A 16,856-nucleotide genomic window follows, 5' to 3' on the forward strand; every position below is an offset into this window, starting at 1 on the left:
GTCATAGAATGGGTTACGCTGCATCGCAACAACGTCCCTTTTCTGCGGTGCGTGCTTACTTGGAGTGAGCAATGAATCTATTCGCACCCGGACAAAAGACCACCGCTCAGACAGAGCAGATTGATGGCGTTTTTGGCTTGGCCGCGAGCGCCTTCGCGAGCTGGGAGAAAATCGCCGAACTCAATATGCAGGCCCTTAAGTCGCTGGTCGGAGAAAGTCAGGAAGCGGCAACGAAATATCTTGCCGTCAAAGACCTGCAAGGCCTCTTGTCGCTCCAGGCAAGCTATGCACAACCGGCTTCGGAGAAAGCACAATCGTACTGGCGCCATGTTCACGAAATCGCAGTAACCACTCAGGAAGAAATGACGTCGGCATCACGACCGCTTTTCCAGCAGGCACAGTCGGACGCACAAGGGTCATTCGACCGATTTCTTCAAAGCGCGTTGCCCGGTGGTGAAGCCGCGCTGTTCGGATGGAAGTCAGTGTTTGGGATGAATAGCGCGACCATAGACGCGGCGTCGGAGGTAGTTCGAACGTCGGCCACTGAGGTGATAAGCGCGGCCCGGGTCGATGTCGATACCGTCGCAAGTCAGTCTGACGCGGCCACCCAACCGTTGGTCGTTGTCGAGAAGTCTGCACGCATCGAGACAAAGTAGGCTCGCGCCGGATCACGATTGTCCAGCTGCTAAGCACCGGAATGACCTCTTCACCGAGCAACCGTGCAGCAGACGACAAGCAAAACAGACCTACCGGAAATGGCCGGTAGCACGGGCCATTTCCACGCTCCGTCAAACGAACTGCGATAGGTTAGCCGCGAGAAAGCGCCGCTATTTGTAGACATAGCAACGTGACGTGTCCTTCGCATGACAGGGTCCCTTGCCAACGCTCACCTCGCAAGTATTCCTACACACTGTCCCCTGCCGAACTACTGAACGACTGGCTTTCCCGCAGCGTCTTTTACTTTCACGCGCCATTGCGCGCGGATTTCGCTTTCAACCGGTTCAGGCAGGGAAATGTAGTCAAGCTGCTGAGCAGCCTGGTCGCCATTTTTGAACGCCCAGTCGAAGAACTTAAGGGTCTCAGCGCCCTGGGAAGGTTTCGCCTGGACGGTATGGAGCAGCACGAAGGTCGCCCCAACTATTGGCCACGCGTCTTTTCCAGGTTCGTTGGTTAGAATTTGATAAAACGATTTTGACCATTCAGCGCCGGCCGCTGCAGCTTTAAAGGTTTCGGTTGAGGGTTTGACCACCGTACCCGCTGCGTTCTTCATCGCGGTGTACGTCATGTTGTTTTGCTTTGCATACGCCCATTCGACATAACGTACCGCCCCCGGCACGCGCTGAACAAAAGCTGCCACGCCATCGTTGCCCTTTCCACCGATGCCGAGAGGCCAGCTTACCGTCGCGCCTTCTCCGACCTTGCTCTTCCATTCCGGATTGACCTGAGACAAGTAGTGCGTCCAGATGAAGCTGGTGCCGGACCCATCGGCACGACGTACCACCGCGATGTCCGTATCCGGTAGTTTCAGGTTGGGATTTAATCCAGCAATTGCCGGGTCGTTCCACGTCTTAATCTTGCCAAGGTAGATGCTGCCGAGCACTTCGCCGGAGAGCGTCAAATCACCGGCCTTGATACCGGGGAGGTTGACAACCGGAATAACGCCGCCGACAACGGTCGGGAATTGGAACAACCCATCCTTCGCCACTTTGTCGTCTTTCATCGGTGCGTCTGAGCCTGCGAAGTCGACTGTATTCGCAATAATTTGCTTAATACCACCCGACGAACCGATACCTTGATAGTTCACCTTTACACCGCCCGACTTTTGGTAGGCATCGGCCCATTTGGTGTAGATGGGCGCCGCGAACGTACTTCCCGCCCCGGTGATATTGGCCGATTGAACGGCGAAAGGCATGAGCGTTCCCGCCACCCCAATCGCCACTAATTGTATGAATTTCATACGAGCTCCGATGTTGGCGAATTGTTGGGAAATTCAAACCCAACGTAGGCGCAGCTCATGACAACAGTGTGACCGATTGGTCGAACTACCGGTGGAAAGGCCTGGCCGAAAAGATAAGAGATGGTTCGTGGGCCCACCTCGACCTAATGCGTCGTCTGGTTGAAAATGGACGCCTCTCGCTTGCGTGCATGCCGTGACTCTGTCCCGCAAACGACGCAGCTATAAAGCTATTGTTCGATGATTCTATTGGGTACACACACCGCGCTCGTCGTTTCATTGGCCCCAATTTCTTCGAGCGACTGCGTCACATAACCGTCGCCGGATGCGCGTAGCTTCGCTTCATGTTGTAACTTCATTGCGCTGTCTATGCACTCCCTTTCCCAGCACGACACTCAGTTGCAAAACTCGCTCGCGCGCGAGACATGCAGGCGAACTTTCGCTGTTCGCCTCGACATGACCCTCAAACGCTCCAAGGTAACGTCAAGTCGAATCGCTCGGTCTCTAGGCGTGACAGAAGGCGTCGTTACCATGTGGCGCGCAGGTATCACTGTCCCCTGCGGGTTCCAATGTCGGCGGCTCGCTGAGTTGCTGAAGGTGGAAGCGGATTGGCTCTGCGTTGTGCGGGCATAGCCGATGTTGCAGCGGCAAGACCTGGTGGCGCAGTCGTGAATATCTTGGCTTATCGGGATACCTCAATAAGACCTGTCACATGCTCTCCATAAATTTTCTGCAATCCTACAAGGAGGGAAAACCGTGGCTATCGATATTCGCGCTTACTTGTCGCCGACGCTAGTGCTTCTGGCATTCAATTGGAACGAAGGGAAATCAAATCCTGATTTTCTGGGATTCGCGATTAAGCGCTCGCCGGGGTTCTGGTCCGCGGACGGCAAAACCCGGGATACGGAAAGCTGGCTGCCAAACCGCCTGACGTTCGACGGCCCAGTTCCCCCGAACAAGCCCGATGCTCCATCCAACATTGCGCCCATTCAAAAATTCATGTGGTGGGACGCAAAAATCGATGAACCGGACCGTGGGCAGACGTTCACATACACCGCCTACCCTGTCCTTGGGACTGCACACTCGCCAGTGTTGTCAGAGGCTGATGGCTCCACGCTGCAAGTGACACTTCCCGCACATGTCGAGGACGGTATTGGTACCTGGTTCAATCGTGCGGTCCTCAGTTCCCAGGCATTCTCCCGCAAGCTCGCTGCGATGGGTCTTGACCCGACTAAGGCACCACCGGCGGCCCAGGCGCTAGAGCTTCGCGCCTGGCTCGCAAACGACCTTGAGGACAGTTTCGAGTTCGTCTTTGATGGCGCCACACACGCGGCCTCGGCCGTCTATCACCTGACAGACGAACTGTGGGTCATTCCAAAGTTCGCTCAGTTCGCCAAAGCTAACGGGCCGACATCCTTAGCCGTCGTGTACGACGCGCACGCCGGCGTCGCTACCAAGTCCCATGCCAATACGCCGTCACCGAATCAACAGGCGGTCGATGAACTCGGAGCGATTGCCGAGTTGTTTCCGCGCAAGGCGACGAACATCATGCATGACAAGTTCATTGCTACCGATGCGCCGAGCGGAAAGCACGCACCTTCGCGGCTGCTCACCGGTTCAGCCAATTTCACGACTGAAGGCATCACACAGCAAGCGAACTTACTCCACTCATTTGATTCCGCCGAACTCGCGAAACTGTACAGCGAGCGTGCCGCCGCTATTTCCTCCGACCCGTCAATTGCTGCAACAGCAAAGTTACCGCACGGCTGGACAGACCCGGTCGCAGTCGGCGACGCATTGGTGCGCGTCTCTTTTTCTCCGGAACCTGCAACGGAACACACTCAAATCGACGCTATCGTCGACGCGGTGGCGAAAACCAAGCACTCGGTGCTCTTCTGTCTATTTTCCCCAACGGATGAAGCGTTACTCGATGCATGCTTCAAAGCCGGCGACAAAGGGCTGATGATGTTCGGCCTCGTCAACGCTATATCAGAACACGCGGCGCAAACCGCGGAGAATCAACAATCGCAAGGAGGGCATCTCAGCACGTCGGAGCTCGCGAGTATCGAGCTATACCATCGGAATCAACAAAACCGTGATGTAGTCGACGGTAAATATTTTTCGAGTGCGACAGTGCCTGACGGCTTCGACGTCGAAGTTCAACTGTTTCCGGGCGATAAGCGGCCACCCTATCCGCCTGTCATCATTCACCACAAGTTCGTGGTTGTCGACGCCGAAGGAGCCGACCCTGTAGTCTTCTCGGGTTCGGCAAACATGAGCAACAACTCAGAGCACAAAAACGACGAAAATTTGCTCGAAATCAGAGACAAACGAATTGCAGCCATCTATATCGCCGAGTTCCTGCGGCTGTACGAACACTATCGTGCCCGTGCCCTCGCGATAGCGAGCAAAACGAACCCAGGAAAGAAAGTCCACCTCGCCCTCCAGCCGACGCGCCGCTGGGCCGACAAATACTACGTTGACGGAAGTCCGGAAGCCAAGGCACGCGTCGCTCTTGCCGCGCCACCTGCTCAGTAGCCTTGCCTTGGTTGCGAGCTGCCGTTGTGAAGGTCGCGCGGTCGCCGACACGCCCGCTGCGGGATTCGCTTGGTGCATTGCGGACATCGGCGCCTGGGTTGCGGGCGGGAGCCAAGCTGGCGCTTTGCATTTGCAACGCACGATTCCGCGCAGACGCGAACACAACGAGTCCACGGCATTAGATTTGCTGGCATGACTGTGGAAAAGCCAAACCACCTGTCATGTCCGTACGTCCTCAACGCTAACGGAAGAGGTCACGAATGAACAACCGCGATGGTAGTCAAGCGCATTTGAATGCGTCGCTTCGGTCTGTCCCATCGTTGGCCGAGGGTTCAGCCGTTCCCTTGACGAAGCAAATGACAGTTCCACGCGCATTCTTCGCGCTGGCGGACCCTCTCGTCGAGCAAGTTACCGCTCGAGCGCGCGAGCTGGAGTCGGAAGGAGATGCTGAAACACTGCACAAACTTCGAGTGGCGCTGCGCCAACTGCGCGCATTGTGGTGGGCATTCGCGCCTCTTATGGACAGCGCACTACACTTGACCGAGACGAGTTCAAGCGATTCGCGGGAGCGGCAGGAGACACTCGGGACTGGGACGTTTTAGGTGGACTTCTCTCATCAGAAGACCAAGTTCGCGCTATGGTCCCAAGCGTCGCTCCAGCGATCGCCGTGCAGCGTCAGCTTGCCCTTTCGTCCAGTCGCGCCACCTTGAAGTGCACAGATATCGAGATCCTTATGCGAGGCGCACTTTTTGGAAGGCTGCGGCAGTTCGAGGAGCATGGCGACGAGCCCATTATCGGCCTTGTTGAGGCACGGGTGCGTAAAGCCGAGAAAGCGTTGAAGTCTCGCATTAAGCATGCAAATCGCCACAAGCGACCCGATTATGATGCGCTGCATGAAGTGCGAATCGCCGGCAAAAAGCTCAGGTATTTACTTGAGTTTTTTGCCCCTGTATTAAAAGGCCGTCACGAAAATGTCATCAAACGGCTGACGACGTTCCAGACCAAACCGGGCAATCTAAACGATTTGGTTGTCAGTGAGGTGAACTGCGTGAACGCCGCTCTCTGGAGTAGCCGAGAACCATTTGAAGCAAATGCTGAACTGGATGGTCGAACAGAAAAACGACATTTGCGCTCCGTACAGAGCATCTAGCCCGTATCAGGTGAGCGTTGAGACCTGTTGTACAGTGGCTTGCACGACGGCCTGTCGCACTGTCTGCCACCAACTCATTGCCGGGTCGGATGGACCAGTCAGGTTGTACAAGGGCTTAAACCGTATATACTCTTTTCAGACCATTTTTTGAGGAGAGTTTTTATGGTTGAGCCAACCACGAAAACACCGAGCAAGAAAGCGTTTTACTTCCCCAAGGCTGACAAGGGTGAAGCCCCGACAAAGGCCAGTAAGCGCAAGGCTGCGTCCGCAGCCGTCGAGGATGCGACCGAAGCGCCGGCGAGCACGGTCGAAACGCGCGCTCGTACAAAGGCCAATCTTGCCGCGCCCTCTACTGCGCCAGGAAAAAAATCAAAACAGGCAAAGAAAGAGAAAGTTGTCCGTGACAGCTTCACGATGCCAAAGTCTGACTACGAGAAAATCGCCGCCCTGAAGCTGAAGTGCGCTGACAGTGGCGTTGCCGTCAAAAAAAGCGAATTGCTGAGAGCGGGCCTGTTGATACTGGCGACGGCCACGGACGAACAATTGATAGCTGCCGTGGGCGCTGTTGAAACGGTCAAAACAGGACGACCTGAAAAGACTTAGTTTGTTAGGAGCACGACCGAGTTACCGCGCTCCCACGTATCCCTTTCGCCGCACGGTTCAGGCTTCAACAACCGGTCAGCCCAGCCCGTTTATTTTGCTCAGCGGAAAGCCACTGTATTGTTTGTCGAAAGCGTCCTGCATACGGGATAACAGAGCGATGTAGGCGCTTCCGACATCGGTACCGAGCGTTCGCACGGCCGCTGCGTTCACCTCGTCCCAAAACACCTCAAAGCGATCTCTTGCGGTTTCCCGTTCCCAATGATGAACGAGCATGCCGTCGAATTCCCTCTCAATCTGCTCGACCGCTCGAGGCTGTCCCGACGAGGCGCCGTGCATGGAAACCTCTGTTCTTAAGATTAGCTAGTCTAGAGCGACAATTGAAGCCGCTAGATTCTCCATCCAATCAACTCGTCGATCACGAAGCGTCGCTAATCGCGCTCCCAAGCCCATCCTTAATTTTAGCAAACTGCCAAGGAAAGCCGGTCGCGAAGAGCTGGCGTCGAGACCTCGTCGTCGGAACTCAAAGATACGGTCGGAACGTTGGGCCGAATTCACCAGCAATACACAACCCCACGGTTGACGTCAGGTATCCCTTTAGCGCCTTACCGGCCTTCGTTTTTGTGAGCGTTGCCGCCGCACTAAATCTGAAAGCACCCATCTTGCTACCGTCTCGGGACGGTTCATTTCGTAGTCAACAAATTTGATTTCTGATTCGAAGTAGACGATGACCGAGTGACCGACCACTCGGAACCGCCCTTGGTACCGCACACCATCCAATTCCACGTCGACGCTCTGCAACTCCTCGTAGCCGTCGGTCATTTCACTACTTCCTCGTGACTGTTCCATCTATCGGGACCGCGTCGATACGGCTTCCCAGGCATCAGCGCCCGAGTGTGAGCACCTTTGCCGCGGCTCTGCAGAGCGCGCGTGAAAGCCATGCCGGAACAAGCGGATTGAAGAGCGCGGCAGACAGTAGTGCGCTCGCAAATCGTCTCTGCAATCTCATATTAAACCCGCGACGCTTCCGATAGAGGCTTGCTCCACCGGTGTCAAAAGCGTGGGGCGACCTTGACCGCAGCTACTTGACGTACGTTTGGGAGCCCTCGCCAGCCAACGAAATCGTCCTGGGCACGATGTTTCGTGCGACAGTTTTCAGCGGCCAAAGGCAATCGCTCCGACCATGACGTTTCCACACTCCCGTCAGCGTTCATCATGCAAAACTGATTCATTATAGACAACCACTTCGGCAAAAAAACGAAAGCTCCTTGAGGCACGCTTCCCGTTTCTTGTTCGTTGCGCGCTTTGACTCAACCAACAGAGTTGCCGAAGTGCCTGCATGGTGAAGTTCTGGCACGTGCGGTGACAGGAAAGAAATGGAACAGATACTTCGTTTAAGGGGCTCAAATCAGGGAGGACGCACTTCCGCGCAACGCCGCAGCTGCGGTCCTCAGTCGTAATTTGGAAGGCCGCTCTTCGCTCGCATCGAACCCCACGCAGTCGCCCGTATCGAACCTGACATCTGTCGCATGAACCTGACTACGGACTGGCTCCACAACCCACGTGTACAGCGACTGGCCGTCGCCGGTCTTCGACTCCGCCGCCGGCGGTTACGCGAGCGCGTCGGACCAGCAGAATCTCACCACTTCGGTAGCCTGCGCCAGTCGAGACCAAAAGCGCGAAAAATTTGCGACGCTGTCGTGCATGCCAATCAACTTGGAAAACACATATGCTCCATGCGGTCGTGGCAACCCATGGGCAAGTTGATTCCATTCGTAGAAGACGCCGAGTCGATTGAGATTTTCGCAGTCACCTTCGTAGAAACAGCCTTATGCGATGGTCCACGACATCGTAACAAACGGGCGGACGGCGCGCGACTATCAACGCGTGACGTCCGCAGGGCGAACACCAGCAAAGCGCTCTCGTTACCGGATAGATTGATGTAGACAGAACGAGAACAACTTAGACGGTGAACATCTGCACGGCACTTCGCAGTTGCTCGGTTTGCGCCTCAAGCGCGCTCGCCGTGGCCGCGCCATCCTGAACGAGCGACGCGTTCTGCTGCGTCATACGGCCCATCATGGTCACCGCAGTGTTTATCTGGTCGATGCCGGCGCTCTGCTCTCGAGAAGCCGTTGCAATCGCATCGACAAGGTCGGCCACGCCTGTCACCGAAGCAAGGAGTTCCACAATTGTCCGGCCTGCGACTTGCACCGTCGCGCCGCTTGAATCCACTTCGCTTGTCACATCCTTAATCAAAGTAGCGATTTCTTTTGCAGCCGTGGAGCTACGCTCCGCGAGCGCTCGCACTTCCTGCGCTACCACTGCAAAACCTCGCCCTTGTGCACCCGCGCGCGCCGCTTCAACGGCGGCGTTCAACGCTAGCAAGTTCGTCTGAAACGCTATCCCCTCAATGACCGACGTTATCTCGCGGATTTGGGTTGAGCGCTGTGCCAGGTTGCGCATTCTCTGGACCGCGTCGGCAACTGCGCGGTCACCACACGCGCCTTATCTGAGGCAGACATGGCAAGCTCGCGCGCCTGCTGCGCATGGTCCGCATTTGCCTTAACGGTCGACGCCAGTTGTTCCATGCTGGCCGATGTTTGCTCAATGCTGGCCGCGTGTTCTTCGGTACGGCTAGACAGCGCGTTATTGCTAGCGGTGATGTCAAAGGTGGTGTGGGCAATAGTGTTAGATGTAGTCTGAATTCCACCAATCATTGACGCCAACCGTGTTTGCATCGCGCTCATCGCGTACATCATGCTTTCGGTGTCGTTACCCTTGAGCGGCACCATCACCGACAAATCGCCGTCCGAGACCCGACGAGCGATTGCGGCAGCGACAGAAGGCTCCCCACCCAACTGAGCAAACAATACGCGAGCCATCGAAGCGCATAACAGCGCAACCAAGGCAATGCCGGCCGCGATGCATGCGGCAACAAGCCATTGGACAAGATGGCTGATGCTCCTCGCATGGTCATATTCTTGTTGTGCTGCCACCAGTTGAAGTTGCCTAAGCTCCGTACCTTCGGCCTTGACCGCCTTGACCGCGGGCTCGATTTGCTGCGTCACAATCCATTGAGCTTCGGACAGGTTGTTTGCTTCGAGCAACTTGTATGCAGGTACGAACCCCTTGTCACGCAACGAGCGCCAATCAGACTCAAATCTTGTGGAAAGTTTGCGCTCTGCGCCATCGGATGGGTACCGCAGATAGTCCTGAAGCAGCGTGTCGATTTTGCCGATGCGCTGTCGCGTTGCATCCGTCACCGCCTGCGTCTTCTGCGCAGAAGGGTCGAGCACCGCGTCACTGACCGCGAAATGAGTTTCAGCGACTAGCTCATCAATCGTCGAGATATTTTGCAGCGCCTTCGCTCTCCCTTCATATATGTCACGTAACGCTTCGTTGCTTTGCGCCACGCCGAATAACCCAACCCCGCCAACGGAAACGAGCACACCAGCGACTGCGGCGGTGACGACTATTAGTCGGCTCTTGATCGTAAGTGTCGACATATTGATTCCAAAATCAAGTGAAACTCTCGGAGGCTGCGTGCAGGGACGCCCTCTAATTGAAGGGATGCCGTGCGGACTTCAACCGCGAATAAACAACGCCGCTTTCAAGCTCATTCGACGTCACAAGCCTCTGTTAACGGCCAGCCAGTCTCGCCATTCAATGAAGTTTTTGTGGCGATACGCACCGCCTGAGTGCAAGAGCCGATGCTGCACGCGCGTCGCGGGCTACTAGTACAACATCCCTTAAATAAGTTGAATATTTAACGGTCTGTTTTTATCATGGCGGGATGAGCCGAGGCCGTCATGCAACGCCAGTGAAGCTGGCGAAGAAAGAAAGACAGGAACTGCTATCACTGATCGGGCGCAAGACGGCCGCACAGCGAGATGTGATGCGGGCGCGCATCGCGTTACTGGCTCATGAGGGCCACTCTAATACGATGATTGCGCAGGAACTGGGCGTGTCCGTGCAAACGGTCAGCCTGTGGCGCAAGCGCATTGCGCGGCAAGGTGTGCAAGGTATTCGGGAAGGCGAGCGCAGTGGTCGTCCTGCGCGCATCACGCAGGAAACGCGGCTGCAATTGATCGCGCTGGCGTGTGAAGCGCAGGAAGCTGAGGGACGGGTCACGCCGACGCTCGATGAGATTGTGGTGCGCGCCGTGGAGCGTGGCGTTGTCGGGCATATCAGCCGCAGCCATGTGCAGCGTATTTTGCAGGCCGGCGATATTCGCCCGCACCGGGTCCAACAATGGCTGCACAGTCCGGATCCGGCCTTTCGCGAGAAGGTCAATGTAATTTGCAAACTGTATCGCCGCGCACCCAGGAACGCGGTAGTGCTGAGTATCGACGAGAAAACCGGCATTCAGGCCATCGAGCGCAAGTATCCGGGACGCGCGCCCGGGCCGCGACGGCTGCGTCGTCGTGAGTTTGAATATATCCGTCATGGCACCCAGGCGTTGATTGCCGCGCTCGATGTTCATACTGGACAGGTGCTGGGGAGCTGCCGAGAGCGGCGCACGCAGGACGATCTGGTGGCCTTCATGGAGAGCGTGGCGCACGCGTACCCTGGCAAACAGGTGCATGTCATCTGGGACAATCTGAATACGCATCGCGCACACGCCGTGTGGCAAGCGTTCAACGCGAGGCATGGTAAGCGGTTTCACTTCCACTTCACCCCTTTGCATGCGAGCTGGGTCAATCAGATCGAACTATGGTTTGCCCTCTACACCCGCCGGGTGCTGCGCCATGCCAGCCACACCAGCACCGCGCATCTGCGCGAGCGCAATCAGGCAGCGCGCCCCTTCAAATGGACCTTCCGGGGCTATCCGTTGCAAACTGGCGCATCTTGAACTGGAACTTGCCATGCCTACCTTAACCGCGAAACATCATGCAAGCGAACCCCTGCGTGCCAATATGAGATGCGACACCTGCCTTGGACCAATTAGAGTACAAAGGCAGGATGCAATTCATGGCCAATCCGATGAAATCTGTAGTGAAGCCCGTACCCCAGTGCGCTGAGCTGGAAGTCGCGTTGAAGGGAGCCCGCAGGGCGAGCGCAGACGCGACTTCCAGCGCGGCTCCGGCGCAGCCCGAGGTGGTGGCGATCGCCCGACGTCGGCAATTCTCTGCCAGCGAGAAACGACGCATCCTGGCCGAGGCTGACCGCTGTAGCGAGCCGGGGCAGATCGGCGCACTGCTGCGGCGCGAAGGCATCTATTCGTCCAATCTGGCAGCGTGGCGCAAACGTCGTGCCGCTGAGGGCAAGACCGGTCTCGATCCGCGCAAGCGGGGACACAAGGCCGATCCTGTGATCGCCGAGACCCGTCGAACGGCCGCGCTGACACGCGAGAACGATCGTCTGCGGCGACAGCTTATGCAGGCGCGGTTGATCATCGACGTTCAAAAAAAAGTTTCCTCCTTAATAGCCCTGCAAAACGAAGAGGACACGGATGGCAACTCCGCCTGGACGGAGTGAACCTCCTGGTGCCGGATGTCGGGGTGGCTCGTGCGTGCCGGGTCATGAACATCGATCGCTCACTCGTGTACCGACAGCGCGCCGCGGCGCGTCATCTGGTCGCGCAACCCGTTGCGCCCAGAGTTCGTCCCCGGCCTCCTCTGGCATTGAGCGACATCGAGCGCTGGTGCGTGCTCGATGCACTCAACAGCGAGCGCTTCGCCAATTGCTCACCGCGGCAAACCTACGCCACTCTGCTCGATGAGGGCGTCTATCTCAGTTCGGTACGGACCATGTACCGGTTGCTCGCCGGCGCCGACCAGGTACGTGAACGGCGCCGACAATTGACTCATCCGTCCTACACCCGGCCGGAGCTGTTAGCGGTGCAGCCCAATGAAGTGTGGTCCTGGGATATCACCAAGTTACGGGGTCCGGGCAAGTGGACGTACTTCCATCTGTACGTGATCCTCGATATCTTTAGCCGCTACGTGGTCGGCTGGATGATCGCTCCCCGCGAGACTGCTGAACTGGCCGAAATGCTGATTGCCGATACCGTCGCAGGACAAAACATCGAACCGGGTTGCCTCACACTGCACGCCGATCGCGGCACCAGCATGCGCTCGAAGACCGTCGCTGCCTTGCTCGTCGATCTGGAAGTGATCAAGACTCATAGTCGGCCTTATGTTTCCAATGACAACCCGTTCTCCGAATCGCACTTCAAGACGTTTAAATATCGTCCTGACTTCCTGGATCGCTTCGGCTGCATCGAGGACGCCCGGGCGCACTGCCAGACATTCTTTGCCTGGTACAACACCGAGCATCGTCATTCAGGGATCGCGCTCATGACCCCGCACACCGTTCATTACGGCCGCGCTCAAGAGCTCACCAGAACGCGCTGCGCCACCCTGGACGCCGCCTTTCTGGCCCACCCCGAGCGTTTCAAGCGTGTCGCGCCGCGACCACCTGAATTGCCCGTTGCCGCATGGATCAACCCACCCAAACAGAAGGAATCCCAAACCAGCATAAAACTTGACGCTTGCTCATTGAATGTAAACACCCAGGTGTCGCAAACTCATTGACACGCTCCGCTTCCAGCTCAGCGGACTGGGGTACGGGCTTCACTACAGATTTCATCGGATTGGCCATGAATTGCATCCTGCCTTTGTACTCTAATTGGTCCAAGGCAGGTGTCGCATCTCATATTGGCACGCAGGGCTGTCGGCGAGCCAGTTACGCGTCCTGTCTGTACAAGCGGGGCTTAAGGTACCAATCGAACTCGTCCAGGAGCTTCTCGAATCGTTCGATGACTGCCATCCGAGTGTCCCGGTCGGCGAGTATGCTGTGACACTCGCCCGGAAGCTGCACGCTCCACCACGAAGTGTGCTCGCGTTCTTGAGGGACGCTGGCCTCGTAGTTGAAGGCCCACCAGGGCCCGCCTCTGCGGCGCAGGAGACCTTGTTCTGACACGGCATAGTGCGCCCCCAATCAAACGAATTGAGGAGTCGACGACGGCTACCCTGGAACACCGCAAGCCGAATCGATAGTCGCGAAGCGCGCGCACGCTGTACTTGATGACATTCGTTCGCTAATGGAACAGCACGGGCTGCGACCACGGATATCGACGCTCACGCGAAAGGCAGACGGCTACCAACAAGGCAGTGGTAAAACCGGCGGCAAAGGGAGAAGCGAAAGCGGTAAGCGCGAGGGGCAAGTTACCGCCAAAGTACTGCGTCCGAAGGACTGGCGTCACATCGAGCGACCATGCCCGGCCCCTGCCTCGATTGCAAGCGTGAAGGACCGTTCTAAGGTTTTTGTTGATGACGTCGGCATGGCAAACAACGCGGGTGTTGCGAGCAAGGCGAAGCCTCCTGTATAGGTTGTTGCGTCTCGTTGAACGCCGACGGCACCATCTGCGCGACCGGGCGCACTGCGGTCAACTTCCGCCTGTCGGAAGTAGGCGGAAACACGTACCAACTGCCGTCATCGTGCCGAAAGAAGAACAACGCGCGCGACCCGACTGATAACGACGTTTCGACGCAAACATAGCGTCTCCGGCTAAAACCCGTGCGACTAAATTCCGTCACGTGAACCGGTGTCGCGGGGGCCGGTGCGAGCCATTTTTCGACCTGACAACGCAGGGACTGCTCACTCGTGCTTTTCATGTTCAGCTCCAGTAAGTTCGGAAAGAACCGGCGTTGGAACGAGCGCAGGTCGCGACGGAAGACGGATGGTTTCCGCCACCGGACCGTACCTTCCCGACCAGAAACATTGACGCGAGTCAGTCATGGGGCACTGCATCAGCACGTTATGTTCGCGTCGCATGTGCCAGCACCGGCTCATCATGAGCACGGCGCGGATGCGTCGCGTTCCAACTGGTTTGCGCCGACGCGGTGCCGGCGAATGGCATGGCCAGTGCTGCAATAGCGGCGAGTTTGTAGGCAACGTTTTGCATGTTCGTCTCCTATTCAGTTGAGGGGACGGCATCTCGCCGTTCATCTCCTCAACGTCGCGGACGACCACGATGTTGACCTTAGTTTTGTGAGTTCTGAAACCGGATATTTCGAGTTGGATGAATTTCGGAATTACGCAGAGATGGGTACGCAACGGCGTTGGTATGAGTCTCACGACCACGTGAATCGAGTGATGCCAAGGCAGTCCGGGACGGTAACGGCGTGTTACCAATCTCGCAGGCCGGTCTCACTTGTGAGCGCGAGCCACACATAGACTCCATTGACTGGACGACATCCGAGTTCGAACATCTTGTTGGCGCTGCGAATGAACACACGGATTGTGGTCGCTGCAGTATCGTCGCTGACGTTGCGCATGTCCTTCGGCTCGGCACACGCAGCGGGATGTCTAAAGGGCGCAGTGGTCGGCGGTGTGGCCAGTCATGTCCGCAGGCCACCATGCCGTAATCGGGGCGGTCGGCGATTGCATCATGGAAATCACGATGCCAAGGAAAAGGAGAAAGAGCTGGCGGTCGCCGCGAGCCAACGCTCTGTTGTCGCGCCGTCCTAATGACTGGAAGCAGGTAGAGCGCATCGAGCGCGCAGAAGAGCGCGTGGGACTTGGTCCAACAGAGGGGTTGCTTCGCTCCGACGTGCCTTGAATTGCGAGCGGTAGTGTCAGGCGTCGAGGCGGGCAACACCTCACTTCACTGGAGAGACCAATGTTGCGAACCTGTAGCCTTCGAGTTAACGCGCAGTTGGCTGACACGGAGATGTGCGCCGACTGCTGCGAGCAAACTGGTCGTCTTCGCATCCTTCAAGAGGGAGTTCTCGTGTGCGAGTGGTTTCCGCCAAATTCGTGGATGGCCATCGCGTCGGTCGCCGGTGCTCGCAACTGGGGAACACGACTCGACTCGGGCGAGCTTCGCGCATTGCTGGAGAACCAGATGTCGTCAATGCGTGCCGACTAGCCGGCACGAGTGCGAGTCATCGCACGGCCTAGCGCACGAGCAACCAGCCCCCGACGACGCACCGTGGGTTGACGAGCACAGGAGTCATCCCGTCGGTCGGCAGTCACTTTCCGACCTGAGTATGTAAAGACGTCGGGCCCGATGATCTGACGGAGCGCGTCACCGGAACCGCTCAACGGGACGCTTTTTGTCAGTCACGTCAACGTGAACCGGCGACGCCTTTCGTTTTTTTCTAAATGCTCTTCCGATTCAGAGCCACCAGTCGCGGCCGCGCGGAGCGCACTGCAGCGAGTGGCATGCTTGATTCTGGATAAGTGATGAACGAGTTGTCGCACCGTCATGCGCTTCATAATTTCCTCCAGCACCGCAACGAAAATCTAAGAAAGCGCTTTAACTTTAGGCCGTGAAAACGCGGAAGTGAAGGTTGTTGGAAAAATTGCGACATTGCGCTTGTGCATGACTGAATCGGTTCATGCCACGGCACATTTCGCGTGTTTCTAGCATTCACGGTAATCATATAGCCGGCCTCCTTCCGGTCGACTATATGATTATCAGAACGGATATCAACACCGTACGAGCGTGGCTCGGTCACGTCTCTATTGACACCACCAACATTTCCGCCGAAATTGATTTGGAGACAAAGGCAAACGCTCTGGCGAGGCTCAATATATCGAGCGATCGAAAAGCGAACAAGCGGTGGACCAAAGACCCCGTACTGATGGCGTTTCTCCGGTCCTTGTAGCGGGCTTTTATGTGGCGTTCAGCCGGTCTGATCCTGTCAGGATCCCGGCTCGGGCGCCGCAAGCCCACATTTGAGCCAACGCCACATATCGCAAAATGTGATCGAGCACATTTAGTAGGGGAAAACCGCACACCGGGTTCGGAGGGAGCCTCCAGTTTCTTGCAAAAACCGCACACGGACCATGAACCGGGGATCGTCTATCCTCAGATAACGCGTAGCGGTTCCTGGCAGCGTAGCTGAGGCCCCTCTGGTGCATCGGACAACTGTCCGATTGCCCGTGCGGGAGAATAGCTCCGGTCGCGCTCAGTCGCACATTCTGGTGAGCACTGCTTCCCGCTGGAGAGATTTGTTTTTCCTATGACGTGACCGGGCCAGGGCCACCGCGCGCATTGTGGTACCCAAATGCGGAGGTTCACCATGCTCGATCCGTTAGCCGCGTTCGTCGACATCGGCAGTGAGCACATGCATGTTTCGGTGGGCGGCAACCGGCCGGAAGTGTTCGGTACCGTTACGTCGCAGCTGCACGCGTTGCGCGACTGGCTGCTCGCACAAGGCGTGCATTCGGTGGCCATGGAAGCGACCGGCGTTTACTGGCTACCGTTGTTTGGTGTGCTGGAAAGCGCCGGTCTGGACGTGCGCATGGTCAATGGCAGACAGACTCGCAACCTGCCAGGCAGGAAAACCGATATGGCTGACAGCCAGTGGGGGGCCACGCTGCACATGCATGGTCTGCTGCACGCCGGCTTCGTGCCACCGGCTGACATCCGCCGGCTGCAGGACTACCTGCGCCTGCGCGCCGATCATGTGGCGGCGGCAGCGGGTTGTGTGCAACTGATGCAAAAGGCTTTCGAGCGCATGAACATCAAGCTGCATGATGTCATCTTGTCACTGGCCGGCGTCAGCGGCATGGCAGTGACGCGCGCGATCGTGGCCGGCGAGCGTTCCCCCGAAGCACTGGTCGCGCTGTGCGACGTGTAGATCCGGCGCAAAAAGG

The 16,856-nt window shown here is 57.2% G+C and carries 14 protein-coding genes and 1 pseudogene; 8 read left to right on the top strand and 7 right to left on the bottom strand.

Annotation, left to right across the window (positions count from 1 at the left end):
* The first annotated feature begins 71 nt into the window (after positions 1-71).
* Entirely contained in the window at positions 72-656 is a 585-nt protein-coding gene (locus SBC1_RS35655) for a phasin family protein (protein ID WP_165105689.1), read from the top strand.
* A 269-nt stretch (positions 657-925) separates the two neighbouring features.
* Here the strand turns inward: SBC1_RS35655 and pstS are convergent, their stop codons facing one another.
* Complete coding sequence (gene pstS / locus SBC1_RS35660) at positions 926-1,957, bottom strand: phosphate ABC transporter substrate-binding protein PstS (RefSeq protein WP_165105687.1); 1,032 nt, start codon at positions 1,955-1,957, stop codon at positions 926-928.
* A 753-nt stretch (positions 1,958-2,710) separates the two neighbouring features.
* On the opposite strand from pstS, the gene SBC1_RS35665 reads away from it, so the two are divergent.
* The 4 genes from SBC1_RS35665 (at position 2,711) to SBC1_RS35680 (ending at position 6,245) form a co-directional block, all read left to right on the top strand.
* Positions 2,711-4,492: a phospholipase D-like domain-containing protein gene (locus tag SBC1_RS35665; protein ID WP_165105685.1), complete on the top strand. Its 1,782-nt coding sequence runs from the start codon at positions 2,711-2,713 to the stop codon at positions 4,490-4,492.
* Positions 4,493-4,848: 356 nt separating this feature from the next.
* Positions 4,849-5,094 carry a CHAD domain-containing protein gene (locus SBC1_RS40740; protein WP_165105682.1) on the top strand — a complete coding sequence of 82 codons (246 nt, stop codon included), beginning with the start codon at positions 4,849-4,851 and terminating at the stop codon, positions 5,092-5,094.
* Positions 4,992-5,642 carry a CHAD domain-containing protein gene (locus tag SBC1_RS35675; RefSeq protein ID WP_165105680.1) on the top strand — a complete coding sequence of 217 codons (651 nt, stop codon included), beginning with the start codon at positions 4,992-4,994 and terminating at the stop codon, positions 5,640-5,642. Before SBC1_RS40740 ends, SBC1_RS35675 begins: the two co-directional genes overlap by 103 nt.
* A 162-nt stretch (positions 5,643-5,804) precedes the next feature.
* Positions 5,805-6,245, top strand: coding sequence for a hypothetical protein (locus SBC1_RS35680; RefSeq protein WP_165105678.1), 441 nt, complete (start codon positions 5,805-5,807; stop codon positions 6,243-6,245).
* A gap of 75 nt (positions 6,246-6,320) precedes the next feature.
* On the opposite strand, the gene SBC1_RS35685 is transcribed toward SBC1_RS35680, so the two are convergent.
* From SBC1_RS35685 to SBC1_RS35700, 4 genes are all read right to left on the bottom strand, one after another.
* Positions 6,321-6,581, bottom strand: coding sequence for a hypothetical protein (locus SBC1_RS35685; protein ID WP_165105676.1), 261 nt, complete (start codon positions 6,579-6,581; stop codon positions 6,321-6,323).
* A 258-nt stretch (positions 6,582-6,839) separates the two neighbouring features.
* A complete protein-coding gene (locus SBC1_RS35690; RefSeq protein WP_165105674.1) occupies positions 6,840-7,064 on the bottom strand; it encodes a hypothetical protein in 225 nt (74 codons plus the stop codon).
* 1,140 nt (positions 7,065-8,204) lie between these two features.
* Entirely contained in the window at positions 8,205-8,699 is a 495-nt protein-coding gene (locus tag SBC1_RS35695; protein WP_371826771.1) for a methyl-accepting chemotaxis protein, read from the bottom strand.
* Positions 8,666-9,751 (bottom strand): Tar ligand binding domain-containing protein, encoded by a 1,086-nt coding sequence (locus SBC1_RS35700; protein ID WP_165989164.1) that lies wholly within the window; start codon positions 9,749-9,751, stop codon positions 8,666-8,668. Before SBC1_RS35700 ends, SBC1_RS35695 begins: the two co-directional genes overlap by 34 nt.
* Positions 9,752-10,038: 287 nt before the next feature.
* Here SBC1_RS35700 and SBC1_RS35705 point away from each other — a divergent pair, with 287 nt between their 5' ends.
* Together SBC1_RS35705 and SBC1_RS35715 are read left to right on the top strand one after the other, a co-directional pair.
* Positions 10,039-11,097 (top strand): IS630 family transposase, encoded by a 1,059-nt coding sequence (locus SBC1_RS35705; protein WP_165989166.1) that lies wholly within the window; start codon positions 10,039-10,041, stop codon positions 11,095-11,097.
* A 182-nt stretch (positions 11,098-11,279) separates the two neighbouring features.
* A protein-coding gene (locus SBC1_RS35715) for an IS3 family transposase (RefSeq protein WP_371826772.1) occupies positions 11,280-12,781 on the top strand; the annotation gives its coding sequence in 2 pieces (ribosomal slippage) (positions 11,280-11,708 and positions 11,711-12,781; 1,500 coding nt in all).
* A gap of 849 nt (positions 12,782-13,630) precedes the next feature.
* Here the strand turns inward: SBC1_RS35715 and SBC1_RS40260 are convergent.
* Both SBC1_RS40260 and SBC1_RS35720 read right to left on the bottom strand, forming a co-directional pair.
* A pseudogene (locus SBC1_RS40260) lies at positions 13,631-13,864 on the bottom strand (hypothetical protein); the annotation flags it as partial.
* 143 nt (positions 13,865-14,007) lie between these two features.
* Entirely contained in the window at positions 14,008-14,154 is a 147-nt protein-coding gene (locus SBC1_RS35720; RefSeq protein ID WP_165105515.1) for a hypothetical protein, read from the bottom strand.
* A gap of 2,125 nt (positions 14,155-16,279) precedes the next feature.
* Here SBC1_RS35720 and SBC1_RS35725 point away from each other — a divergent pair.
* Positions 16,280-16,840 (top strand): transposase, encoded by a 561-nt coding sequence (locus SBC1_RS35725; protein WP_165989168.1) that lies wholly within the window; start codon positions 16,280-16,282, stop codon positions 16,838-16,840.
* Positions 16,841-16,856: the final 16 nt, after the last annotated feature.

Origin of the sequence: Caballeronia sp. SBC1, from assembly GCF_011493005.1 — a bacterium.
Taxonomy (GTDB): domain Bacteria; phylum Pseudomonadota; class Gammaproteobacteria; order Burkholderiales; family Burkholderiaceae; genus Caballeronia.